This is a genomic window from Holophagales bacterium, from assembly GCA_016699405.1.
Classification (GTDB): Bacteria; Acidobacteriota; Thermoanaerobaculia; order Multivoradales; family JAGPDF01; genus JAAYLR01.
In genome coordinates this window covers 1099597-1123700 of sequence record CP064972.1, presented here as the reverse complement: position 1 = coordinate 1123700, position 24104 = coordinate 1099597, and the positions used below count along the sequence as shown (strand labels likewise).

At 70.8% G+C, this 24104-nt stretch carries 16 protein-coding genes; 7 read left to right on the top strand and 9 right to left on the bottom strand.

Annotated elements, in window-relative coordinates:
- Positions 1-6: 6 nt before the first annotated feature.
- From IPJ17_04720 to IPJ17_04705, 4 genes are all read left to right on the top strand, one after another.
- The gene (locus IPJ17_04720) at positions 7-345 is read left to right on the top strand and encodes a P-II family nitrogen regulator (GenBank protein ID QQR74894.1); all 339 of its coding nucleotides are present in this window, start codon (positions 7-9) and stop codon (positions 343-345) included.
- On the top strand, positions 335-2500 hold the full coding sequence (gene cadA, locus IPJ17_04715) for a cadmium-translocating P-type ATPase (GenBank protein ID QQR74893.1): 2166 nt from the start codon (positions 335-337) through the stop codon (positions 2498-2500). The genes IPJ17_04720 and cadA overlap by 11 nt, the downstream gene beginning before the upstream one ends.
- Positions 2501-2741: 241 nt before the next feature.
- Positions 2742-3605 (top strand): Crp/Fnr family transcriptional regulator, encoded by an 864-nt coding sequence (locus tag IPJ17_04710; GenBank protein ID QQR74892.1) that lies wholly within the window; start codon positions 2742-2744, stop codon positions 3603-3605.
- 106 nt (positions 3606-3711) lie between these two features.
- The gene (locus IPJ17_04705) at positions 3712-4587 is read left to right on the top strand and encodes a hypothetical protein (protein QQR74891.1); all 876 of its coding nucleotides are present in this window, start codon (positions 3712-3714) and stop codon (positions 4585-4587) included.
- Between the two features lie 38 nt (positions 4588-4625).
- On the opposite strand, the gene IPJ17_04700 is transcribed toward IPJ17_04705, so the two are convergent.
- The gene (locus IPJ17_04700; protein QQR74890.1) at positions 4626-5582 is read right to left on the bottom strand and encodes a pirin; all 957 of its coding nucleotides are present in this window, start codon (positions 5580-5582) and stop codon (positions 4626-4628) included.
- A gap of 589 nt (positions 5583-6171) precedes the next feature.
- Here IPJ17_04700 and IPJ17_04695 point away from each other — a divergent pair.
- Complete coding sequence (locus IPJ17_04695; protein ID QQR74889.1) at positions 6172-7353, top strand: hypothetical protein; 1182 nt, start codon at positions 6172-6174, stop codon at positions 7351-7353.
- Between the two features lie 12 nt (positions 7354-7365).
- Here IPJ17_04695 and IPJ17_04690 read toward each other — a convergent pair whose 3' ends face one another.
- From IPJ17_04690 to IPJ17_04675, 4 genes are all read right to left on the bottom strand, one after another.
- Positions 7366-9801 (bottom strand): DUF3857 domain-containing protein, encoded by a 2436-nt coding sequence (locus tag IPJ17_04690; GenBank protein ID QQR74888.1) that lies wholly within the window; start codon positions 9799-9801, stop codon positions 7366-7368.
- A 340-nt stretch (positions 9802-10141) separates the two neighbouring features.
- Positions 10142-11056, bottom strand: a complete 915-nt coding sequence (locus IPJ17_04685) for a hypothetical protein (GenBank protein ID QQR74887.1) — start codon at positions 11054-11056, stop codon at positions 10142-10144.
- A gap of 252 nt (positions 11057-11308) precedes the next feature.
- Entirely contained in the window at positions 11309-13843 is a 2535-nt protein-coding gene (locus IPJ17_04680; protein ID QQR74886.1) for a serine/threonine protein kinase, read from the bottom strand.
- The gene (locus IPJ17_04675) at positions 13833-14354 is read right to left on the bottom strand and encodes a sigma-70 family RNA polymerase sigma factor (protein ID QQR74885.1); all 522 of its coding nucleotides are present in this window, start codon (positions 14352-14354) and stop codon (positions 13833-13835) included. Before IPJ17_04675 ends, IPJ17_04680 begins: the two co-directional genes overlap by 11 nt.
- A 161-nt stretch (positions 14355-14515) precedes the next feature.
- Between IPJ17_04675 and IPJ17_04670 the strand changes: the two genes are divergently transcribed.
- Positions 14516-15739, top strand: a complete 1224-nt coding sequence (locus tag IPJ17_04670) for a hypothetical protein (protein ID QQR74884.1) — start codon at positions 14516-14518, stop codon at positions 15737-15739.
- A gap of 58 nt (positions 15740-15797) precedes the next feature.
- Here IPJ17_04670 and IPJ17_04665 read toward each other — a convergent pair whose 3' ends face one another.
- Together IPJ17_04665 and IPJ17_04660 are read right to left on the bottom strand one after the other, a co-directional pair.
- On the bottom strand, positions 15798-17504 hold the full coding sequence (locus IPJ17_04665; GenBank protein QQR74883.1) for a VWA domain-containing protein: 1707 nt from the start codon (positions 17502-17504) through the stop codon (positions 15798-15800).
- A gap of 93 nt (positions 17505-17597) precedes the next feature.
- Positions 17598-19127: a polysaccharide pyruvyl transferase family protein gene (locus IPJ17_04660; protein ID QQR74882.1), complete on the bottom strand. Its 1530-nt coding sequence runs from the start codon at positions 19125-19127 to the stop codon at positions 17598-17600.
- A gap of 160 nt (positions 19128-19287) precedes the next feature.
- Here IPJ17_04660 and IPJ17_04655 point away from each other — a divergent pair, with 160 nt between their 5' ends.
- On the top strand, positions 19288-20163 hold the full coding sequence (locus IPJ17_04655; protein QQR74881.1) for a phytanoyl-CoA dioxygenase family protein: 876 nt from the start codon (positions 19288-19290) through the stop codon (positions 20161-20163).
- Between the two features lie 48 nt (positions 20164-20211).
- Here the strand turns inward: IPJ17_04655 and IPJ17_04650 are convergent, their stop codons facing one another.
- Together IPJ17_04650 and IPJ17_04645 are read right to left on the bottom strand one after the other, a co-directional pair.
- Positions 20212-23466, bottom strand: coding sequence for a protein kinase (locus IPJ17_04650; GenBank protein QQR74880.1), 3255 nt, complete (start codon positions 23464-23466; stop codon positions 20212-20214).
- Positions 23463-24017 carry an RNA polymerase sigma factor gene (locus tag IPJ17_04645; GenBank protein ID QQR74879.1) on the bottom strand — a complete coding sequence of 185 codons (555 nt, stop codon included), beginning with the start codon at positions 24015-24017 and terminating at the stop codon, positions 23463-23465. Before IPJ17_04645 ends, IPJ17_04650 begins: the two co-directional genes overlap by 4 nt.
- Between the last annotated feature and the right edge of the window lie 87 nt (positions 24018-24104).

Below are 24104 nucleotides of genomic sequence, written 5' to 3'. Positions count from 1 at the left end.
GTTGCGATGAAAGAGATCAAGGCAATCGTGCAGACGTTCATGGTCGAAGAGATCCTTCATCGCCTCGAAACCCTCGACATTCCGGGTCTTACTCTCTCCGAGGTTCGCGGCTGGGGTCGCTCCCGGTCGGAGGGGGCGCGGGAGACCGTGCAGGAGGCCGGTCACTCCTTCGCCCGCAAGACGAAGCTCGAGATCGTCGTGCCGGACGCCATGGTGGCACCCATCGTCGACGCGATCGCATCGGCCGCGCGCACCGGCCGCCCCGGAGATGGCAAGATCTTCGTCTCCGGGGTCGAGCGGGTACTTCGCATCCGAACGGGGGAGGAGGACGAGGATGGCCTCTGAGAAGGCGCGCGCGTTCCGCGTCGCCGGCATGGATTGTGCCGAGGAGATCGCGACGCTGCGCCGGGAAGTCGGCCCTATAGTTGGCGGCGAAGCGAAGCTCGGCTTCGATCTCCTGCGCGGCAGGATGACCGTCGCCGCAGACGTGAAGTCCGTGCCCGACACGGCGATCGTCAACGCGGTCGCGAGAGCCGGTCTCGCCGCCGAGCCCTGGCGAGCCGAAGGCGACGACGGCAGCAATGATCGCCTGCGGAAGCGGCGCCTCATCTCGACCGTCGTCTCCGGCTCCGCGACCATCGCCGGCTTCCTGCTTCACGCCGTCCTGGCCGGCGGCTTCGGCGCGGCGCTGGGGCGGGAGGGCATGGGTGGCGGGCACGCGGTCCCGCTGGCCGCACGACTGGTCTACGCCGCCGCCGTGCTGGCCGGGCTCGTGACGGTGGCACCCAAGGCATGGCTGGCCTTGCGGCGGTTCCGGCCCGACATGAACCTGCTGATGACGATCGCCGTTTGCGGCGCCATCGTGATCGGCGAGTGGTTCGAGGCGGCCACGGTCGCCTTCCTGTTCGCCTTCTCGCTCGCGCTCGAGGCTTGGAGCATTGGACGGGCGCGTCGGGCCATCGCCAAGCTCCTCGATCTCGCGCCCCCTACGGCTCGCCTCGTGACGCCAGAAGGCGAGCGCGAGGTCCACCCTTCGGAGATCCCGGTCGGAGCGCGCGTCGCCGTCCGACCGGGCGAGCGCATCCCGCTCGACGGGCGAGTAGTCTCCGGGCGCTCGACCCTGAACCAGGCGCCGATCACCGGCGAGAGCCGCCCGGTCGAGAAGCAACCGGGGGACGAGGTGTTCGCGGGCACCATCAACGGCGCGGGGGCACTCGAGGTCGAGACGACGGCGGCGGCCGAAGCGACGATGCTGGCCAAGATCCTGCGCTTGGTCGAAGAGGCGCAGGCGCGGCGTTCTCCTTCCGAGCGCTGGGTCGATCGGTTCGCCGCGATCTACACACCATTCGTGTTCGTGACCGCCCTCCTCGTCGCGCTGCTGCCGCCGCTCCTGGCGGGCGCGAGTTGGGGCGAGTGGGGCTACCGGGCGCTCGTGCTCCTCGTTATTGGGTGTCCGTGCGCGCTGGTCGTCTCGACGCCCGTCGCGGTCGTCGCGGGGCTGGCAGCCGCCGCGCGTCACGGCGTGCTGGTCAAGGGCGGGGCGTTCCTCGAAGCACCCGCCAGGATCCGCGCTTTCGCCTTCGACAAGACCGGAACTCTCACCCACGGCAGGCCGCGGGTGCTGGAGGTCGTGCCGCTCGCCGGTCACGACGAGCGCGAGCTACTCGAGCGCCTCGTCGCGCTCGAAGCGCGGAGCGAACACCCGCTCGCCACGGCTATTCGCGACTACGCCGCAGAGAAGGGCGTCTCCGCACCGCCCGCGGAGGACTTCCAGGCCTTCGAAGGCAAGGGGGCCGCGGGTACCGTCGGCGGGCGTACGTTCTGGGTCGGCTCGCATCGCTACCTCGAGGAGCGCGGCCAGGAGACTCCCGACGTTCACGAGCGGCTCGAAGCCATGTCGCAAGCGGGTCAGACCGCCGTGGTGGTCGGCAACGAGACCCATGTCTGCGGCCTCGTCGCGGTGGCTGACGGTGTGCGGTCGAACGCCCGCGAGACCCTCCGGGAGCTCCAGCGACTAGGAATCGAGACGACCGTGATGCTGACCGGCGACAACCGCGGCACCGCCAAGGCGATCGGCCGCGAAACGGGGGTTTCGGAGATCCGAGCCGAGCTCCTTCCCGACGAGAAAGTCGCGGCGATCCAGGGGCTCGTCGAGCGCTACCAGCGTGTTGCGATGGTTGGCGACGGGATCAACGATGCACCCGCCCTGGCCAGTGCGAGCCTCGGCATCGCCATGGGCGGCGCGGGCTCCGACGCCGCGATCGAAACGGCCGATATCGCGCTGTTGTCGGACGACCTGTCTCGTCTCCCCTGGCTCGTTCGGCACTCCCGACAGACGCTGCGCGTCATCCGCCAGAACATCTCTTTCTCGCTCTCCGTGAAGGCGATCTTCGTCGCCCTCACGTTCCTCGGAGCGGCGTCGCTCTGGGCAGCCATCGCCGCCGACATGGGCGCCGCCCTGCTCGTGGTCGCCAACTCGCTTCGGCTGCTTCGCGGCTGAGGGTGTTGCGGGGCCCGCAACGGCGCGCGTCACAGTTTCATCGGTGGCCCACCGCCACGACGGCGACCCCTGGGCTGGCTCGAATCCGGGGTGCTCACCAGCTCTGGCGTGACCGTTTCTCTCCGGGGATACCAGCAACCCACCCGCGCCGCGGCACCACGTCGTCCCCCGCGCCAGGCCTGCTTGGAGTCGCGGGTCAGCGGCCCGACATCGTCGCCGAGACTCGGTGTGGAGTCTACGAATGCTGCACCTTGGGGGATCGCGTTGCCCCTCGGTCGTTTTGACAACACGGACTGAATCGGTACAGTATTGCTGGGTGTGTCGTGGCTGCCTTGAAGCGCCGCAGGTCACCCCAACGTGCCGCGGGCTGCACGCGGAGAGCCTTCGCTCCGTCTATCTTTTCGAAGGTCTTTCGAAGCGGCTCCTCGACGAAGTTGTGGCGAGCAGCGGCGAAACAGAACTCCAGGCGGAGCAGTGGCTCAGTTTCGCGGGGGAAGTAGCCCGCCACTTCTATCTCGTTCTCACCGGCGAGATCGCCCTGCTGAGACACACCGAGAAGGGCGACGAGTTCATCATTGCTCTGTTGGGCCCCGGCGAGCTCTTCGGCGAGGACTTGGCGCTGCACGAGGTCGCCACCGAGCCGCTGAGCGTCCGGGCACTCTGCGCCAGCCGGGTGGCGATCTTCGACCGTCGTCGACTGCATGCGATGCTCGCCGACGAGCCGCGGCTCGTGGGCCGGCTCCTCGAGACTCTCCAGCGCCGCAATGCGATCCTTCTCGACGAGATCGAGCGGGTGACCGTTCGGAACGCGAGCGAGCGCCTGCTCTCGTTTCTCGACCAGCAACAGGCGCTCGGTGGCGCAGCCGCGCCGCGGATCTCGAAGCGCACTCTCGCCGCGCGGCTCTCGATCCGGCCCGAGACGCTCTCTCGCATTCTCGGGCGTCTCAAGGCCTGCGATCAGCTGCACGAGGTCAATGGCTGCCTCTACTTGAACGGCTCTGCCGGCCGCGGCGCGAGTGCATGCGGGCAGTGTCCGGTGCGACTGTGGGGCTGCCCGCGCCCGGGCCAACAGCAGCCATCGGCAACACCCTCCGCCGAGGCTTGACCCAGGTCAAGGTGCTGCCAAGCGGAAGCTGGGAAGCTCCCACCCAGCGGCGCCCTTGCAGCGGCGTTCCTCGAACGATTCCACTGCCTTCGACCGGAGGTCTCTCATGGCACGTGCTGGCCTGCCCCGTTCTCTACGCCTCCATCTGTTGTTCGCCCTCGCAGTTTCCTCGAGCCTCGGCCTGGTCTCCGGCACCGCTGCGTGGGCCGGAAGCGGGCCCTATTTCGATACCTACACCCACGGCATGGAGGTCGGTGAGCTCGAGCTCGAGCTGGGGGTCGACGCTGTGCGCTCGCCACAGGGAGGCTGGATCTACGGCCAGGTCGCCGAGCTCGAGCACGGCTTCAACCCGCACTTCGCGTCGTCGCTCTACCTCCTCGGCACCTGGGAGCCGGGCGACTCGCCGCGTCTCGATGGCTTCAAGCTGCAGGGGCGGGTCCGCCCGTGGCTCGTGAACAGTTTCTTCGTCCCGGTCTTCTACCTCGAGTACGAGCAGTTCCACCATCCGGAGACCTACCGCGAGGTGGTCGTCGGCTCGCTCGAAGAGGAAGCGGAGGGGAGCTTCTCGACCGAGCACGAGGTTGAGGGGCGCCTGATCTTCTCGCAGAATTTCGACTGGGGGAATCTGTCGCTGAACCTGGCCGGCGAGAAGAACCTCGACGGCGGCAAGATCGCCTTTGGCTACACCGCCGGCTTCTTCCTCAAGGGCCCCAACCGGATGATCCCGGGCGCCGCTGCCTTCGACCCGGACGGCGACGGCGACTCCCACGTCCTCTATGGGCTCGAAGTCTTCGGCGGGATCGGCGAGCAGGGCGACTTCGGCTTCCACGCGTCGCGCCAGGAGCACTACGCGCAACCGTTCGTCGCCGTTCCGCTGTCCGCCCGCCTGGCGCTCAAGACCGGCGTGGCGATCGGGCTGACCTCAGGCGCCGACGACCTGATCCGGGCGCTGCTCGTGGTGCGCCTCGGCCGGGCGCAGTAGCACGGTGGCAACCCGGACCTCAGAGACGGGCAACCACGTCACCGCCTGGCAGGTCGCTCCTCGACGTGTGTCGGAGAGGGCTTGAGCAGCAGGCCCGCAGCCAAACTCTCAAGCCTCACCTCCGGGTAGTAGTCGATGACGCTCCGCAGGTAACCCAGAAAGCGCTTCTTGAAGTGGCGAGGATTGGAGTACCGTGATCCGAACTGAAGCGCCAGCGAGGCCCAGGGAATCGTGACCGGCCGCCGAAGCCGGAAGAAGCGCCACGTCAGCCAGACGTAGATGTCGATCTCGAAGGGCGACCGGAGGGCCCGCAGGACCCGCAGGTCGAGAGGGACCGGCGCCTCGGTCGCTTCCCTGAAGAAGCGGTCCGAGAGCAGGACGTGCGAGCCCCAGGCTGCCTCACCCTTCCCGGGCCGGGGGTCCCACCAGAGCTCGCGCTTCTCGGCGATCAGGGGGCCGTCGCCGGCGTGCCGGCCTTGGCTCTCGTCGTGAAAGATGCACTGGAAGGTCGAGGCGAACAGCCGCTGGAGCTGTTCCCGGAGCATGGGAAGCGATCCGCGCGGCCCCATGGTCGGCGGAATGCCGAGGGCGGCACAGAAGTGGGAGAAGTGGCTTCCGAGCTCGATGTCGGGGCTCTTGCGCCGCACCGCCTCCGTCGTCAGGTAGGCCAGAACCAGGCGCGGGTATCGGCCAAACGGGAGCCCCACGTCCTTCGGCGCCAGGATCGAGAGGGTGAAGTGCCCGTTGCGTCGGACGAACTCGTTGGCCTTGGGGTCGCTGTGGGGAAGCGTCGCCTGGACCAGCGCCCGCGCGAGGAAGCCCACCTCGCCGGCGGCGTTGGCGTCCTCCTGGTCGAGGTAGAGCGCCTGACGGATCAGGCTGCCGGAGCGGCGCGCTGCGCGGCTCGGCCGCTCAACAGCTGTTGGATGAAACTGTGACGCCGAGCCTGCCGGAACGACCAACTCGAGCTGCGGGGTTGCGGGCTTCCAGACCATGCTGCCCCTCCACTCCGCCACGGTTGGGCGGTCGCCGGAGAGGGACGGCTCCTGCCTCACCGAAAGACCACCTCGGCGCGGTGGAGCATGCGGCGGCTGGAGCAAATGGCTCGAAGTTGCTGATTCTCAAGCCGCTTGCCTCAACGCCGCGACTTCATGGAGCCAAGCGTAAATGCGGTTCGAATCCCATACTGGGTTCGAACTCGCCACCGAATGGGCTACCAGTCTCCCCCCTCCTGAAATCTAGAACCCAGTCGATCGCGCCGGGGGCACCCGCCTCCGCTCGGGGCCTTGTCTCCCGAAGCGACGCGCGTCAGGTCAGCGAGGACTGGCCCCGCCCCCTTCCACAGCGGGTCCGTCAGCCCTTCTCGGTTCTCGCCGTCGACGGTGCGGCAGGGGCGGCCCTGGAGTCCGGACTCGAACGTTCGGCCGTTGCCGACCGAGACCAGGCCGTCGCGACTCGGCGGCACGCCAATCCGAGCCGCAACCTCTCCAACTCATCGACCATAATGCGCCTCCGCTCCATTCGCATCGCCTGCCGCACCACGCGCCGCTCGCATCGGGCGTCCAGCCATCGGGGGACCCGAGTTTGCACCCACGCATCGATCGCCTGAGACAGACCCTGCTGTCACTCCTCCTGCTCGCCAGCGTCCGGCCCGCGGCGGCGAAAGACCTGGAAACGATCGACCTCGTCTCGGCCGTGCTCGGTGAGCCCCGCCATGTCGAGGTCCGTCTTCCCGCAAGCTACTCCTGGGCCACCGAACGTCGCTACCCGGTGCTCTATCTGCTCGACGGCCAGACGCACGGCGCGCACGCGATCGCGTCGAGCGACTTCCTCGCCGCGCAAGGCCAGCTCCCCGAGCTGATCGTGGTGTCGGTTCACAGCACGATCCGTGTGCGCGACTTCACGCAGACCGACTGGCCGCAGGCCTGGATCGGCGGCGGCGGTGCCGCCAACTTCACCCGATTCCTCACGACCGAGCTGATTCCGCGCATCGAACGCGACTATCGCGTGGCGCCGTTCCGCATCCTCGCCGGGCATTCGGCGAGCGGCCAGTACGTCCTGCATCAGTTGGCGACGGCACCCGCGACGTACCACGCCTACCTCGCCCTGGCCCCGAGCCTCGACTGGGACGGCCAGTTGCCGATCCGCGAGCTCGAGTCGGCGCTCGCCCGCACCGACCGTCCGGCGCGTTTCGTCTATTTCGCCTACGGTGACGACCGCGAGCAGGCGCTCTCAGCCGACGAACGCCTGGCACGCGCCCTCGCCGCGGCCGCACCCGGCACGCTCCGTGTTCGGGTGCGTTCCTTCCCCGAGGAGACGCACTCGGCCCTGCCCCTGCTCGGCATCGTCGACGCGCTGCGCTCCCTCTACGCCGGCTACGCGATCCCCGAGGATCTGGCGGCGAAGGGACTGCCCGCTGTGGACGCGCATTTCGCCGCCCTCTCCGCGCGACTCGGCATTCCAGTCGCCGTGCCGGAATCGGCGCTCAACGAAGTCGGGTACGAGCTTCTCGGCAGCGACCGCGTGACCGAGGCGATCGCGGTCTTCGAGCGCGCCGCACGCGAGAACCCGAGCTCCGCCAACGCCTGGGACAGCCTCGCCGAAGCGCTGGCGCGCGGCGCGCGCTGGGACGACGCGCTCCAGGCCTCGAGGCGAGCGGTCGAGCTCGCCGTCCGCTTCGACCTGCCCGACCGCGCGAGCTTCGAGCGGAACCTCACGAAGCTGCAGCAGAAGGCTCAAGCCGCCGCGGCCCCGCGCCTCAACTGAAGACCGCCGCGCTCAGTTCACGAAGGTGGCGCGCACGCGCCGCGAACGGACGAAGTACGGGATCCAGAGGAACCCCTGGATGGCGGCTCGCCCCACCTCGGTCGTCGCCGCCGCCGAGGCAGGACGCACGCTCGCGGGAAGGAACTGCGCCGCGGCGTTGTCGGCCACGGAGAGGACGAACATCACCGTCAGCGTGGCGATGGCGAGCGGCGGAAAGACCCGCTTCTTCTGGAAGAAGACCACCACGAGGAGGAGCGAGAGGACGAAGAGGGCGACGTTGACGAAAAGCTCCCCGAGCAGGAGCGGCGCCCAGACCGGGTGGTACGACGCACCGCCGGGACTGGTGAGCGCACTCCAGGCGCTCGAACGGAAGACCGTCGGCGCATGGCTCGTCGCCACCTGGACGAGAATCACCACCGGCCGCACGACGCAGCCGAACCCGAAGAGCGCGAGCCAGCCGCCGAGGCCGACGAGGGACTCGTCCGATGGCGACGGCGGAAGGGTGGGGGTCGTGAGCTGCCACTTCGCGAGCTTCACCGCCGCCGCCGCGCAAAGGACGAGGAGAAGCAACGTCGCCGCGATGACGGGGAGGTTCAGGTCCGCCCACGCCGAGGTCGGCTGCGCGACCGGGGCGTCCGGATCGTAGGTCAGTTCCCAACCGAGGCCGTCGACGATCTTCGAGATCTTCGCCAGAGCCGGACCCGCTTCCGCCACCGCGATGGCGTCCCGGAGCGCATTCCATTCGTATCGGAACCTCACCTCCCGGCCGGCGCTGCTGGCCTGGCTGACGAAGCGGAAGGCCCAGGTCGCCACCGTCTCGTCGTGCACCGGCATGGTCCAGTCGGTCGGCAGGTGGACGACGGCCTCGTGCACGAGATGATCGGGGTAGGGCAGGGCGAGCGGCATCGTCCGCTGGCGCGACCCCGGGTCGGGCAGCGCGTTGCGGATCTCCTGCGGATAGAACGAGGCTTTGAGCAGGCGCTTTCCGTCCTCCGCCGCGAACAGCCCCTTCACCGAGTAGCTCTCACGCACGACGAAAACGTTGGCCGCCAGATCGTCGGTCGTCTCGATCGGCGCTTCCTGTGAGATGCCGGGGTAGCGCTCGGTGTAGAACTCGAGCGAACCCTTCTCGATGACGTCGCGAGAGGTCTCCGCAAAGTTCGCGCGAGCCGCGTCGGCAGCGAGGCCCCGGCGGGTCGTCGTGACCACGAACGACGCCGCGGCGTCGAAGGCGGGAACCGTCCAGGTTTCGGCCACGCTCACCCACGGCCCGCGCCCGGGATGCTCCGGGATCGTCGCCAGGCCCTCCGTCGACGAATCGACGATCAGCGCCCGGCGGAAGGGCGGAAGCCAGATCTCTTCGAGCGCTCCTCCCTGCCGCGTCCGCGTCGGATCGAGCCAGAGCTCCTTGCCCTCGAGGATCACGCGGACGATCACGTGGTTGAAAGCCACCGGAGAGGGGTGCCATCGCTCGAGCCCCTGACGCTCCTCCGTGTGAACGAGCGCGGGTCTCGCCTCGACGCCGAGCTCGCCGAGGAGCGCCACGAAGAGCAGCGCCTTGTCCTTGCAATCGCCGAAGCGGCGGGCCAGGACATCGCGTGGCGGGTTCGGGCGATAGGAGCCGGTGCCCATCTCGAGACCGAGATAGCGGATCTCCTCTTGCACGAAGCGCAGGGCCGCCACGACACGGTCGCGCGGCGTGGCGCCCGCGGCCTCGATCCGCCGGGCCTCGGCGCGAACCGCCTCGCCTGGGGTCGCGAGCTCGTAGAGGGGAACGGCCCAGCGCGCGACGTCGCGCCACGAAGCCAGCTCGGAGATCTGGACCCAGGGATACGGATCGAACCACGAGGGAAGGTCCGAGTCGGCGAGCAGCGCCGGCACGTTCTTCGCCTCCCAGAGGTACTCGGTGAACGCTCCCTGCGGCGTGACGACGGGGTCGGGGACCTCCCCGTGGGCCTTGGTGTACAGGGCCCGCCCCGGCGGCCAGAGAAGGCGGTAGCGGACCTCGGCGTAGGGCACCGAGCCACGCATCCCCAGCCCGTCGAAGTACCGTCCGCCGAGGATCGGGTTCTCGCCGTGCACCGAGTAGGCGTAGTCGACGACATCCCCGGGCCGCACGTCCTTGAGGACCAGCAAGGCGGTCAGCGACCCGTCGTAGAGATGCCAGTCCATCTCCGTTTCGCGCTCGAGGACCTTGACGTCGGCCCGGCGAAGCGCGTTGATCCGCTTGCCGCCACGCAGCACGGAGACGAAGTGGAGCGTGAGCGTCTGGTAGCTCGGATCCCATCCGAAGGAGAGTTGGGAGCCTCGCTGCACCCCGGCAGCGTTGGTGAGCTTGCGCGCATCGTGGACGAAGAGTGCCTCGTCGGCGGGGCTCATCTGGTGGTCGAGCAGGAGTTGGACGATCCCGTTGCCGGCGTCGGCCGCCTCCATCCCGTCGACCGGCACGGGGAGGGGCCTGACCCAGCGAGGAACGGGGCCGAAGCGTGGTGCTCGTGCTGTCGTCGCTGCTGCGGCGAGCACCGGCCACATCGCCAGGAGGAGACCTCCGACGAGCGCGACCGATCGTGGCCCTCGCAGCAATCCGTTCGGTCTCACGTCGGGTCGGCCCTCGGCTCTCCGCGCTTCGTCGCGTCCAGCAAGCGAACTGTACAGCGAAAGCGTGTCCTCAAGGAGCCGCTCCCGTGCCCGGTCGGCGAACGGACGGCGCGCTGCGAGCCGGCGCACCCTTTCGTGCGCGGCGACCGCTCGGCAAGCCGCGCGGTCGGGGCGAGCCCGCTCGACCCGGCTACTGGGTGGACGTCGACCAGGTGATCAAGTCACCACCTTCGAAGCTGTCCCCGAACAGGAGGCTCCAGGATTGCGTCACCCCGGGGCTCACCACGACCGTGTAGCTGGCGGCATTGGGGAAGCTGGGATCCACGGAGAAGACCGGGTCGATGTAGGCCGTGTAGATTCCCGTGTAGGCGAGGCTGTAGGTCCACGCCAATGCCGAGATCCGCACCGGAATCGGCGTGTTCGCCGCCACGGATCGACTGAAGACCCCGGAGAACGACTCCTGCGCGCTGCAGGCCACCGCCGGGAAGGGGGAGGCGGCGCAGGCGATCATCACCCCGTCCACCGTCAAGTCGACCGACGCGGCGGTGCCGCCGATCGGCCCCATGTAGAAGCCGTTGCTCGCGCTGACCGCGCCGGATGCGGAGATGAGCATCGGCACCGCGCCCGGCGGGCCGACGATCTCGACGGAGTAGTCGATTCCTCCCTGCGCGCGACTGATGCCGCGGTCCCATTCGGCCCCCATGGGCAACGACGCCGCGAGCGCCATGACGGACGGGCCCGAGGCGGCGAACGTCAGCTGGGCTCGTGCGGCAGGCGTGCCCGGCCCCGACGTCGAGACGGTCCCCGGGGTGGTCAGCGACTTCGAGCTGGCGCAGGTCTGCGGCGGCGTCGTGCAGTTGGGATTGGCCGACGGGAACGCCCAGGTGGACACCGACCCGGTGTAGGTCGGCGACGACAACTGCCCCTGAACGTCGACGGCCGCCAGCGACAGGGCGGACCACCACAGCAGGACCAGGCCGACGAGGGTGAGCGGGTGGGCAGGATGCCCCGGACCCGCGCCCGGCTCCCGGCGCGGACTCCCGCCGGTCCGGGAAGCGGCGGTGCGTGCCGGATCCGAAGTGTCGATCGTGCGAACGGTCGTCATGGCCCCCTCCGAAGGATCCCGGGCTCGTGCGTCGAACCCGATCTGTTGCCGCCACCGACCTGCCAGGAGGTCCTCGGGCGGCATCGAGCGGGGGCGGCGACGCCACGTCTCCGGCTCCCTGCTACCGACAACGAGAATTTCCGGGGGGGCGGGCCGCGAGTCCGGCACGACGGCTCGACGAAGCCAGGACACCGGATCGCCCGGGGCCACCGGCCCGCGACTCGATCCGGCTTGCAGCGCGACGAGGGCCGATCAGCGAGCCGGCCGCGGCGGTGCCGAGAGGTCTCGATACCGCTCTGCCTCGGCGGGGCGATCGGTCGCAGCGAAGAGCCGGGCGAGGCGAGAGGCGGTCAAGAGCGTCTTCTCGTGGGTGACCCCGCGATCCCTGGCCAGCACCTGGTAGGCCTCGGTCAGCTCCTGCTCGGCCTCCGCCAGCCGACCCGCGCCGAGAAGGGCGGCGCCGAGGTTCGACTGCGCGCTGGCGATCAGCCAATGCCCTCGCGGAAGGGTGCGGCGTCGCGCCTCGAGGGCGAGGCGAATGTGCGGCTCGGCTTCGCGGGCCTTGCCGAGGTCGAGCAGCACCGAGCCGAGCGTGTTCTCCGCGTACGCCACCATCGGGTGATCCGGCTCGAGGGCCGAATGGGCCAGCGCGAGCGCACGCTGCGCGATCGGCTCGGCCTCCCCCGGCCGCTTCATCAGCCAGAGCAGATTCGCGTAGGAGGTGAGCGTCCGGACGAAGGCGAAGTGACGCTCGCCGCGAAGCGACTCCTGCAGCGTGAGCGCCCGACGATAGAGCGGCTCCGCCTCGGCGAACCTCCCTTGCATGTCGAGCACGCCGGCGAGGTTGCCCGTGAGGTCGGCGGTCAGCGGGTGGCTCTCTCCTCTCGCCGCCACCGCCATGTCGAGGGCCCGGCGATGGAAGGTCTCGGCGGTGACGAGATCGCCCTGGTTGCCGAAGCAGATGCCGAGGTTGTTGAGCACCGCGGCGAGCTCACCGCGCTCCTCGGGGAACGAGCTTTCGAGGAGTGCCAGCGCCTCGCGGCCGACCGTGATCGCCTCCTTCGTCTTGCCGAGGTTCTGCAGGACGAGCGTCTTCAAGCTGAGGGCGAAGGCGCAGGCCGCCTCGGGTGGCGAAGCGGCCGCGCAGACCGCGAGGGCCCGATCGATCTCGGCGTCGGCCTCCTGCCACCGCCCCTGATCCGCCAGCGCCTTGCCGAGCCGCTCCCGCTCCACAACCGCTTCGGGCGGCGAGAGCGCCACGGCGCGGCGCAACTCGCGCTCGGCCTCCGGCAGGAGGCCGAGGCTGAGGTAGGTCTCGCCGAGTGTGCGGCGGAGGCTGCGCTCGACCTCGGGACGCCCTCCCAGCTCGGAGCCGAGATGCCGCGAGGCGTTGTCGAGCACCTCGGCGACAGTGACGCGGCGCCCCGCCCCGGCTCCCGGGTCCGCTGCGGAAAGGACGCGCCCGAGAAAGGCCAGCTCCTGCTCGGCCGTGGCCCGCTCGATCTCGGCTCGTGCGGCCTCGGCGCGAGCCATCCGCGCCTGGCGCGCGTAGGCAAGGAGACCGCCGGCCAGCCCGAGCGCCACGAGAGCCGACGCCGCGACGCCCAGCCAGTGGCGCCGCACAAACCGTCCCACCCGATAGGGCACCGTGTCCGGCCGAGCATGAACCGGGAGGCCACGGCGATGGCGGGCAAGGTCTTCGGCGAGCTCCGTCACCGAGGCGTAGCGCCGGGGCGGCTCCTTGCGCAGGGCCTTGAGGACGATCTGGTCGAGATCTCCCGCAAGGCGCCGCGCGAGCCGCGACGGCTCCGGCATCCCCGGAGGCGACTCCCTCGCTGCGGCGGCGGTGGTCGACGGCAGGGCCGGGAGCACTTCGCGAACGATCCGCACCCGCTCCGTCGGCGTCGCCTCGTCGAGTCGATAGGGATGACGCCCGGTCAGCAGCCGATGCAACAGGACGCCGAGGGCGTAGACGTCGGTGGCCGTAGTGATCGACTCGCCGGCGAGCTGTTCGGGGCTCGCGAAGGCCGGCGTCGCGTAGCCGAGCGCCTGGGTCATCGCCGCGCCGGCCTCGCCCGCTCGATCGAGGAGCTTGGCGACGCCGAAGTCGAGGAGCTTCGCCGTGCCGCTCTCGTCGACGAGGATGTTCGCCGGCTTGATGTCGCGGTGGACGATCAGGTTGCGATGGGCCTCCTCGACGGCCGCACACACCGTGGCGAAGAGCTCGAGCCGTGCCTCGACCGACAGCCGGTGGGCCGCGCAGTACTCCTCGAGAGGAGCTCCCTCGACGTACTCCATCACCAGGAACGGCAGGCCCTCCTCCGTCGAGCCACCGTCGAGCAGGCGGGCGATGTTCGGATGGCGGAGATTGGCGAGCGCCTGGCGCTCGGTACGGAACCGATCGACGAGGTCCGGCGAGGCGAGCTCCGGACGGAGGAGCTTGACCGCGACCCGCTGCTCGAACGACTCGTCGGCGCGATGCCCGAGGTAGACGACGCCCATGCCACCCCGTCCGAGCAGGCGTTCCAGGCGGTAGGCCCCGACGCGCCGCCCGACGAGGCTCGCGCCGAGGTCGTCGTCGAGGGCCCGCTGATGCACCGCAAGCGCCGCGGAGACGAAGTCCCCCGCCTCCGCCTCGGCGCCGAGGAGCGAACGAAGCTCCTCGACGAATGCCGCGTCCCCCCCGCCGAGGGACGCGAGATAGCGCTCTCGTCCGTTGTCCGGGAGCTCGACCGCCTCGTGGAAGAGCTCGCGAAGTCGTCGATAGCGCTGTGGATCAGGTTCCACGAGAGAGTCCGAGCTCGCGGAAGAGCCACGCCTTGGCCATCGCGGCGTCGCGCTTGACCGTCCGCGGCGAGATCCCGAGAGCCTCCGCCGTCTCCTCGACCGAAAGACCGACGAAGCAACGCAGCTCGAGGATCCGCACCTGCTGGTCGTCGAGCGCCCCGAGACGCTCCATCGCTTCGTCGAAGGCGAGCAGGTCGAAGATCTCCGGCTCGGCGGACGGCTCGGCAAGCGACAGCGTGACCTTGACGGGGCTCGCGCCGCGCTTCTCGCTGGCACGCGCCCGGGCGTGATCGACGAGGATCTGCCGCATCGCCCGCGCGGCGGTCGCGAAGAGGTGCGCCCGGTTCACGAGCTGGTGCGACGACCCGGCGAGCTTGAGGTAGACCTCGTGAACGAGCGCGGTGGGTTGGAGGGTGTGGTCGGGCCGCTGATCGCGCATCGCCCGCGCCGCGAGCCGACGCAGCTCGTCGTAGGCCTCGGGCAGAAGGCGTTCCAGGGCAGGCTCGTTCATCGTCCGCAGCGGCCCGATGCTGAAAGAAATCGCCGCCCGCGGCAAGGCCCGTCGGACCTCGAAAGGCGCCGACTCGGCCTGACGCACCCTCTCGTCAGCTCGTGAGAACGACGTCGGGCCTTGCAGTGCGACCGCACATCGCTCAGCATGATGGGAGACCGATGGACCATCGATACCGCTACCAGCCCCTCGCCTCGCCCCTCCACGACCCGGTGGCAGTGGCGGGTCTTCTCGGCGGCATCGAGGCCATCTTCGCCCAGACCGGCGGAGAGACGGCTTCGCCGGAGGGATCGGCGACGCACGAACCGCTCGTCTACGTCGTCTTGACCGGCGGCACGGAGCGGCTGGTCCTCGAACGGCTGGCGCAGCGCCCTCGGGAGCCGGTCGTGCTGGTGGCCCACCCGTCCCACAACTCGCTCCCCGCCTGCCTGGAGATTCTCGCCCGCGTGCGCGGCGACGGTGGCACCGGCCGAATCGTCCTGCTCGGGGGCGGGACGGACGACGCCGGGCGTCTCCGCGAAGCGGTGCATCTCGCTCGCGTCGCCGCGGGCCTGCGCCGCGCCCGCATCGGCGCGATCGGTCCACCCTCGGACTGGCTCGTGGCCAGCGCGCACGAGGCGGCGGTGGTCCGCGCCACCTGGGGCCCGGAGCTCGTCACCGTGCCGATGCAGGAGCTGACCGGCCGACTTGCCGGCCTCGCTCCGGATCCCGTCCTGACGCAGGGCTTGGTCCGCCAGGCCCGCACCAGTGCGGTCGCGGAGGCGGAGATCCAGAGGGCCAGCACGTTGCGGGGAGCTCTCGCCGCGCTCGTCGCGGAACACCGACTCGATGCCGTGACCGTGCGCTGTTTCGACCTGGTGACGGGACTTCGCACCTCCGGCTGTCTCGCCCTCTCCCAGCTCTCCGACGACGGCGTTCCCGCCGGATGCGAGGGCGACGTGCCCTCCGCCCTCGCACTGCTCTGGCTGCACCGCCTGCTCGGCGGCGCCGCCTGGATGGCGAACCCGGCCCGGCTGGCGCCCGAGCGCGGCGAGATCGTGCTCGCCCACTGCACCGTGCCGCGCAGCCTGGTGCGAAGCTACGACGTGCAGACCCACTTCGAGTCCGGCCTCGGCGTCGCGCTCGGCGGCGAGCTGCCTCCCGGACCGGTGACGCTGGTGCGGCTCGGCGGACCGCGACTGGAGAAGATCTGGATGAGCGAGGGAGAGTTGGTCGACTCACCGCACGAGGCGGCGCTCTGCCGCACGCAGGCGATCGTGCGAACCGATCCCGCGGCGTTGGCCGAGCTGCTCCGCGCCCCACTCGGCAACCACGTCGTGCTCGTCCCGGGTCATCACGCCGAGCTGCTTCGCTCCTCGCGGGAGCTGATCCTCGGCGACGGCTGAGCGCGCTCCGCCGCGCCGGCTCGACCCGCCACCCGGGGGTGGCGCGAACCTGCACCGGCTACTGGCCGGGATCGAACGGGGTTGGCCCGAAACCTGCCGGCCGGCGGGTCCGCGTGCCGCCCTTGCCGACCTCGATCGGCACCGCCAACGTCGAGTGCACCCCCCCGACCATGTCCGACGCGGTCACCGCCAGCCGATAGGTGCCCTGGAGCAGCTGGAGCTCGAACGAATAGCCGAGCCGCTGCTGGCGCGCCGCCGCCAGCTTGGCGGCAGGGATTTCGAGCGGGAGCTCGCGCGGCTCGAGCCGTCGGTAGCCGCCGTCCGGATCCTCGATCACGAACTGGAAGGCAAGGCGCCCGAGGTGCCGCCCACCTTCCGCGAGCAGGGTGAGGCCACCGATCGGCAGACGCAGGGCGACCGGCACCCGCAGTCCACGACCGAGCTTGACCGGTTGCGGGGTGCCGACCTCCACCGTCAGGCCGAGGGGATTCGCGGCGGGACGCGCGGATGTCGGCGACGCGAGCAGCGCCGCGAGCGTCTGCTCCTCGGCGTTCTGCTCCGGGCTCCTCCCGCGCAGCGCCCGGCGGTGACGGACGTGGAGCCGTTCGTCGCGAACGCGGACTTCGAGCTTCTGGCTCTTCGCCGAGCTGCCGGCCGGCGGCCGATAGCCGAGCGAGTAGTAGGTGTCGAAGTCGTCGCGGGCGCGCGAGAGGCTCGCGGCCAGGTCCTTGGCACTGACGAAGGAGAGCCCCCCGGTCTCCTCGGCGAAGGCCGCGAGCGTGCTCCGTCCCTCCGGCGTCGGGGCATCGACAGCGGCATCGAGCTTGCTGAGCAGATCCGGCTCCTGGTCCTTCGGCGTATCGGCACCCACCGGCGGGAAACGGTCCGGACCCGCGTAGATCGAGTACATCGTCACCCGCCCGCTGTTGGCTCGCTCGAGGAGACGGCGATAGTCGCCGAGCAGGACGCCGCGGCGATCGTCCGCCACCCCCGCGAGGTCCATCCCGCCGCCGACCAGCAGCAGCGCCACCCGCCCCTCGAGCGCGTCGACGATCGACAGCAGGTCGCGGAGGGCCCCGATCTGCAGCTGCAGCGCCAGCTCGACCTCCTGCTCGTTCGCCGCGCGCTCGATCGGGTCCGCATCGAGTGCCACGGGTTGGCCTGGAATGGCCGCCCGGCCCTCGATACCCTCGAGCGCCCGCCCCGCCGCCGCGGCGTCCCCGAGCTTGCCCAGCACGCGCAGTGAGCGCGTGTCGAAGCCGACGACTAGGACCTCCTCGCCCGGGTGCATCGACCGCTCGAGAAAGCGACGCGTCTGGCGCACCGCTTCGACCCGTGCGAAATGGCGTAGTCGCGAGAAGTCGACATAGACGACCCAGGTGGCCGCCGGCGGCGGCTCCGCTGCCGGGCTCGTCGCGGGCGCCGCGACCGCGGGAGGAGCCGCAGCGGGTGACGCGGACGGCGCCGCGGCCCGCGGCGGAGCGGCATCGAACCGGTAAGCGGCGAAGTTCGTCAGCTCGACCGGGCGTCCGTCGACCAGCACCGTGAAGTCCTCGCGCCCCAGGCCCTGAACGGGCTTCCCTTCCCGGTCCTCGACCACCACGTCGACGTTCGCCAGCTCGACGGAGATCGCTTCGCGATAGGTGGTGGCAACCTCCGTCGGTGCCGGCGCAACTCGTGCGGAAAACAACATGCCCGTTGCCACGAACGCCGCGGCGCCCACCCTCGCCTTCCATCGCCTCTCGGACCGCGTGATTCGGCGCATCGGATCGTCCTCTCGGTGGCGCCCGCTCGAGCATCGGACGGGTGGGCTCGACGGCAAGGCTAGCAGGACCCGGCGATCGCCAAGCGACCAGGGTCAGCGCGCTCCGTCACGGCGTCGCGACAGCGTCCGATAGGCAGAGAGGAGTGGGCGCAAACGGAGCAGCCGGGAGCGGAGCTTCCAGGTCGACGTCCCCACCACCCAGCGCAGCTCGGCGCGCCGGCGCTCGAGCTCCGCGCCGGCCGCCGCGCGCTCCTCCTCCAGGGTCTCGAGAAGCGCCAGGGCGAGAGCCTGCGGGTCGGCACCGAGCAGAGAATCGCGCGGCTCGAGCGCGGGCTCGGCTCGCCCCGTCGAGCTCTCGCTCGGCGTGGCCCGCGAGCTCGACAGGCCGAGGGCGGCGAGGAGCCGTCTCCAGCGACGTTCTTCGCGGACACGCCATCCAGGGTGCAGAGCGGCCAGGTGCGCACTCGTCACGTCGCGTCGCTGCCAGAGGTCGAGGCCACGGGCCAGGAGCGCTCCGGCTGCGCCCTCCTCCAGAGCGCAGCTCCATTCGCTCTGACCGGCATGGCGCAGGGCGCCCTGGACCTTGATGCGGCTGTAGTCGTCGCTCCAGAGCCCGAGACACGGCACTCCGGCGGCGAGGCCGAAGACCAGCGGGTGGTAGCGCGTGCTGACGACCATGCAGGCCTGCGCGGTGATCCAGCGCACGAGTCGGGCGGGAAGTACGGGACAGATCCAGGATTCGACCCGGCGCGGAAGCCGCGCAACCAGGGCGTGGCTCACCTCGCGGTCGCTCCGTCCGGCGTCATCGGCCGCTTCGTGCGGCAGGAACAGCAGTCGCGCACCGAGAGCGGAGGCAAGCGCTCCCAGCTGCTCGCCGATCCGGTCGCACGCGAGGTCCGAGGGGGCGCAGAACGGGTGAAAGGTGAGGGCGATCCAGCGGCCGTCCCCCCAATCGGGCAACTGTCGTCGCTCGTCCGGCTCCGGCGGGCGTGGCTGAAGGAAGCAGGCGTCGTCGAGCTGATAGTCGACTCGGCCCTCCGGCACACCGAGCGCCAGGGCGAGGGCCGCCGAAGGGAGCTCGCGCACGCCGACCCAGGCGGCAGAGCGGAGCGCCTCGCCGAGCACGGCCCGCTGGTCGGGGGCGAGCGCCGGACCGAGCGTCTGACCGAGAAAGGCCACCGGCCTGCCCAGGCGGCGAGCAACCTCGACCGCGGCGGCCCGCTCGAAGAGATGTTCCGGCCATCGCGCGTTGAGGTTGCCGCCGCCCGAGACGACCAGCGCATCCGCGCGGGAGAGCGCCGCCACCAACGCTGCGACGGACTCGGCACGTCGACCGAGTGTCGCGAAGCGGCCGCTCCGCACCGCGGCGCTGACCAGTTCGAGGAGCTTGCGGCGCTCGCCGTCCGACGCCTCGTCCAGGCGTGGGAAGTCGAGCGCCGGGAGCTCGGCGACCCGTATCTCTGCCGATCGCCAGGGACGGCGAGCCAGCAGGCTCACCTCGAGGCCCGGGAGACGTTGCGTCAGCGCCGCCACGTTTGCCTCGAACATGGCGTTGTCGCCGACGTGTTCGGCGTTCCCGCTCCCCACGTCGGCCACGATGACGACGCGCGGTGTCGCTCCCATGAGCTGCAGTCTACCGGCGCGGCGCCGGGAAGCGCCGACGCTTGGAAACCGCTGCGGCACCCGCCCAGCAGGTAGACTCCGCGACGCACCGGACCACCGACGAGAAGCGAGAGGTCCTCGGCCGGTGTCACGGCATCCGCTGACTCCGGAGGAGGGATCGATGCTCGACGAGCAACAGTGGTCGGACTACTCCCGCGACGGCTACCTGCGCCTCGGCCGGGTTCTGGAGCCGACGACGGTCACCGAGCTCTGCGCCCGGGCCGACGACCTCGCGCTCGGGCGCGTCCGCAACCCGGCCATCGAGATGCAGCTCGACACCGGTGGCGCCTACGAGGCGCTGCCCGGCGCCGTGCGATCGTTCGCCGAGGGGACGTTGCGTTATCGCAAGATCCAGGGGCTGGAGAGCGATCCGCTCTTCTCCCCGCTGGTCCGGCACCCGCTCATCGCCGAGATCTGCGCTCGCGTCTACGGCGCCCACGCCCCGGTGTCGATCTTCCGCGCGATGGTGATGAACAAGCCGGCCGGACAGGGGACCTTCCTGCCCTGGCATCAGGACGGCGGCGACGTCTGGAAGCTCGATCGCGACCCGCTGGTGACGATCTGGGTCGCTCTCGATCCGGCGACGCGCGAGAACGGGTGCCTCGAGGTCGTTCCCGGCACACACCGCCTCGGCCTGCTGAGCGCACACGGCAGCACGGTCGCCCCGCAGGAGGTCGAGCGCCACTGCCCGCCGGAAGCGGTGCGCGCCGTCGAAGTGGAGAGCGGCCACGCCATCCTGCTGCACAACTGGCTCATCCACCGGTCGGGGATCAACCCTTCGCCGGTCTCCCGCCGGGCCTTCACCGCCTGCTACATGGACGGTCGCACGGTCAGCACGTTGACCGGCGATCGCTTTCCGATGGCCTTCGGCTCCGACGGACCGCACCTCGACCTGCCGTATGTCGTTCAGCTGCGGGCAGACCAGCGCGCCATCACCACCAGCTTGCGGGTCGCCCTCGGCCACCGCCTGCGGGGCCTGTTCCGGCGCGCCAGCTGACGGGCCGGAGACTCCATTCCGGACGAGCTGACGAGGCTCGCCCCAGCCTCATGACCGGCCGAGGCGCGCCGCCGCGTCGGTCGCCCGGCGAGCGGTCCGCAGATAGCCCTTGGCGCGCGCCTCGGCAGCGAGATCGACCAGATTGGCCCGCGCGCGCGCCGCATCGCCGTGAGCGGCGGTGAGCTTGGCCGCCAGCAGCTCTCCTTCGAGCTCCTCGCTGACGACTCCCAGCCGGCGGGTCAGCTCGAGGAGGCGAGGGACCTCACGATCGAGCTCGGCGAGCTCGCCGCGGGCGAGCAAGACGTCCCCGCGGATCCACCAGTTGAAGTAGCAGATGAAGGGTGTGACCGGCGGCGGCACGAGCTCGATGGCGTGTCGGGTCTCGCTCTCGGCCAGGTCGAGGCGGCCGCGCCGCAACGCCGCGAGGCCGCGCATCGCCCGCGCCATGCCCTCGAGGTCGGTGTCCTTCTGCTCGGCGGCACGGCGGGCGACGGCCGCCAGCTCGCCGTCCGGATCGATGTCCGCGCCGCCGTCGAGCTCGACCCAGAAGACGTTGGCCCGAGCCCAGTCGATCAAACGCGGCTCGCCGTTCTCGCGCATGAGAGCGAGCCACTGTCGCGCGAAGCCGGCCGACGCGGCAAGGTCGTCGCGCTTCTGCGCCCATTCGGCGAGGAAGGCGACCGCTTCGCCCTCGCGGCTGCGCTGCCCGTGCTGACGGTGGTATTCGAAGGCGCTGGTCAGCAGCTCGTGCGCTTCGTCGATCGGCCCGGTATAGAGGAGGACGCCACCGAGCATGGTCGACAGCTCGACGCTACAGCTTTCGAGCCGCAGCTCGTTGCAGATTGCCAGCGCCTGCCGACCGTGCTCGGCCTGTCCGTGGAGATTGCCCTGATCCCCGGCCAGCACCGCCAGGTTGTAGAGCATCGTCTGTTCGTTCAGCCGATCGCCGATGGCGCGCGCCGCCGCCAGCGCCTGGCGCCAGATCGCCTCGGCGGCGGAACGCTCGTGCGAGTACTTCGCCACGGTCGCTTGGGCGTTCAACGCGTCGATCGACAGCTTGGGATCGGCAACGAGCGCGGCGAGACGCACCGCCTCGGCGGCGAGCGGCGCCCCTTCGTGCGGGCGGCCCAGGTAGCAGAGCGCCGCCGATTGATGAAGGCTCGCCCGCGCTTCGTAGTAGGGCGACGCCTGGGCCTTGGCCATCTCGCGCGCCACGCGGGCGGCTTCGACCATGCGCGGCCAGTCGCCGATCCGCTGGAGCACGCGGCAGCGCGCGATGGCGAAGCGCGCATCGCGCGCCCCGGGGGTTCCGGGTGCCTGCAGCTTGTCGAGGAGCGCAAGCGCTTCCCGTGGATGGCCAGCTGCCACTTCGAGATCGACCCGGGCGAGCTCGAGATCAGGATCTCCGGGCGAGGCGGCGACGGCAGCGCGCACCGCCGCCAGCGCCGCCTCCCATTCGTTGGTCATCCGGTAGTAGAAGACCTCGATGCGCCGCCGCTCGAGCTCGGGCAGTCCGGCGGCCAGGCGAAAGGCCGTGCGCGCCGGCTCGACGGCTCGCGCCCGCCCGCCCAGCGCCTGCTCGGCCTGTGCCCAGGCGAACCAGGGACCGGCCGATTCGGGCGCCAGCTCGGTGGCGCGGGAGAGAGAAGCGAGCGCCCCGCGCGCGTCGCCGTCGCGCAGCTTCTCGAGGCCGACGGCATAGAGGCGGCTCGCTTCGGGCGCGAGCGGCCAGAGGCGCGAGGTCGCGGCGACCGCCGGCGGCGCGCCGAGCGCGCGGCGCAACTCCTGGGAGAGGTCGGCGACCAATGCCAGCAGCTCCGTCTCGCTGCCGCTGCGGCGTGCCGTCAGCACCGTTCCCGGGCGGTCGACGCGCTCGAGTCGGACGACGATCTCGAGCTGTCGGGGCTCCCCGGCCGCAGCGCGGACGGCTCCGCTCGCCACCACGACGACGTCGAGGTTGCGGCCGATCGCCGCCAGCGTCGCCGGAGGGAGTCGGTCACTCCCATCGAGGCGAAGGTCCCGCCGCATCCTCGCGGTCGCCTCGGGCGGCGCCAGGTGAAGTCCGCTTCCGGCGCCCAGATCGGTGACCAGGAGCTCGGTCAGAGCCGATCGGAGGCCCGTCGTGTCCCCGGACCCGCTGGTCTGAAACCCCAGCACCGCGAGACCCGGGTTCACCGGAAGCCCCTCGGCAAACCGCGGACCGGCCTGCACAGCGAACCAGAGTCCCGCCGCGCCGGCGATGCCGACAGCTCCGGCGACGAGGCCCCGGCGTCGCCAGCGACCGGCTCGATCGGTTCCGGGCGAGGGTGTCGCCTCCGGCTCGACCGCCAACGCCTCGGCCATCTCGACGGCGCTGGCGAAGCGCTCCCGCGCATCCCGGGCGATCGCGCGGTCGACCGCCCCGGTCAACGCCTCGGGCAGGTCGGCCCGCAGGAGCGCCAGCGACGGAACCGGCGATGCGGCAAGTCGCTCGCGCAACTCGGCGAGCGTCGTCGCCTCGACCGGATGGCGCCCGCTGAGAAGGCGGAAGAGCAGCGCCCCGAGCGCATAGAGGTCGGAGCTCGGGCCCGGCGTTCCGCCTTCGAGCAGCTCCGGCGCCATGGCGAGCGGCGTCCCTTCGAGCGCGCCCACCGGGGAACCGTCGAGCTCCCGGGCGGCCGAGAGGTCGGCGAGCACGACCCGACCGCCCCGCTCCTGCAGCACATTGGCCGCCTTGACATCTCCGTGAGCCAGGCCGGCGCGATGGATCGCGGTGAGCGCCGAAGCGAGATCGAGCCCGATGCGGAGAGTCTCTTCGGCCGGGAGTGGACCCTCGCGCACCAGCCGCTCCTCGAGCGACTCGCCGTCGATCAACTCGGTCCACAGCCCCACCCTCCCGTCGTGCACCGCGGCACCGTAGACCGCCAGGACGTGCGGATGGCGAACCCGCGCCAGGCGTCTGGCCTCCTCGAGGTAGCGCCGGCCGCTCTGCTCGACCGCGCTCGGTCCGCCGCGCCGCAGCTTCAGCGCGACTTCGCGCTCGAGCACCGGGTCGTAGGCGCGGAAGACCTCGCCGAACGCCCCTTCGCCCACCTTCTCGAGCACCTCGAGACTGCCCCAACGAAACAGCGTCGGCGCCCGTGGCACGGCCGCCGGGGAGCCCGCCGCAGCGGCGCGAGAGAACGCCTTGGCGATCCGCTCGAGATCGCGGAAGTCGGTGACCTCCTGGCTCTCGCTGAGCGCGACCGCCTGGGGATAGTTGACCGCTTCGCCGTCGGCGATCGCGGCGGCCAGCCGCTCTCGCCAACTCGGCTCGGCGCTCATCGCTTCATCTCGGCCGCAAGCTTGACCAGCGCCCGGGTCACCGTCATCCGGGCCGCGTCTGCCGAGGGACTGCCGATCGCGGTCGCCAACTCTTCGTAGGTATAGCCGAACTCCACCCGCAAGATCACCGCCTCCCGGGGCTCCTCGGGCAGCGTCGCGAGGGCCCGCTCGTAGGCGGCAAAGGTCTCCGCTCCGACCTCCGCCTCGACCAACGAGCGCCCGTCCGCCTCCGCCTCGTCCAGTGACTCGCGGCCGGGACGGCGACGGTGGCCGCGGATCTCGTCCCGGACGAGGTTGAGCAGGACGCTGCGCAGGTAGGCGAGGAACGCACCCTCCCGTCGCGCCTCGAACCCCTTCAAGTGATCCAACGATCGGAGGAGGGCAACCTGAACGAGGTCGTCGGTCTCGGCAAGATCGCGGACGCCCTGGGGCAGCCGCCCGCGCGCCCAACGCCGAAGCAGGGGAAGGGCACGCGCGAAGAGCGCCTCCCGGGCACGGTCATCGCCCTGGCGCACCCGCTCGAGAAGCATCGCAGTCGTGTCGAGGCTCACGGTGGTGTCGTCAGTCTATTTGATGTCGCGGGCCCGTGAGCAGGATCGACGGGCTGGGATGTTCGGGCTGGGGGCGGGCGGACGTTG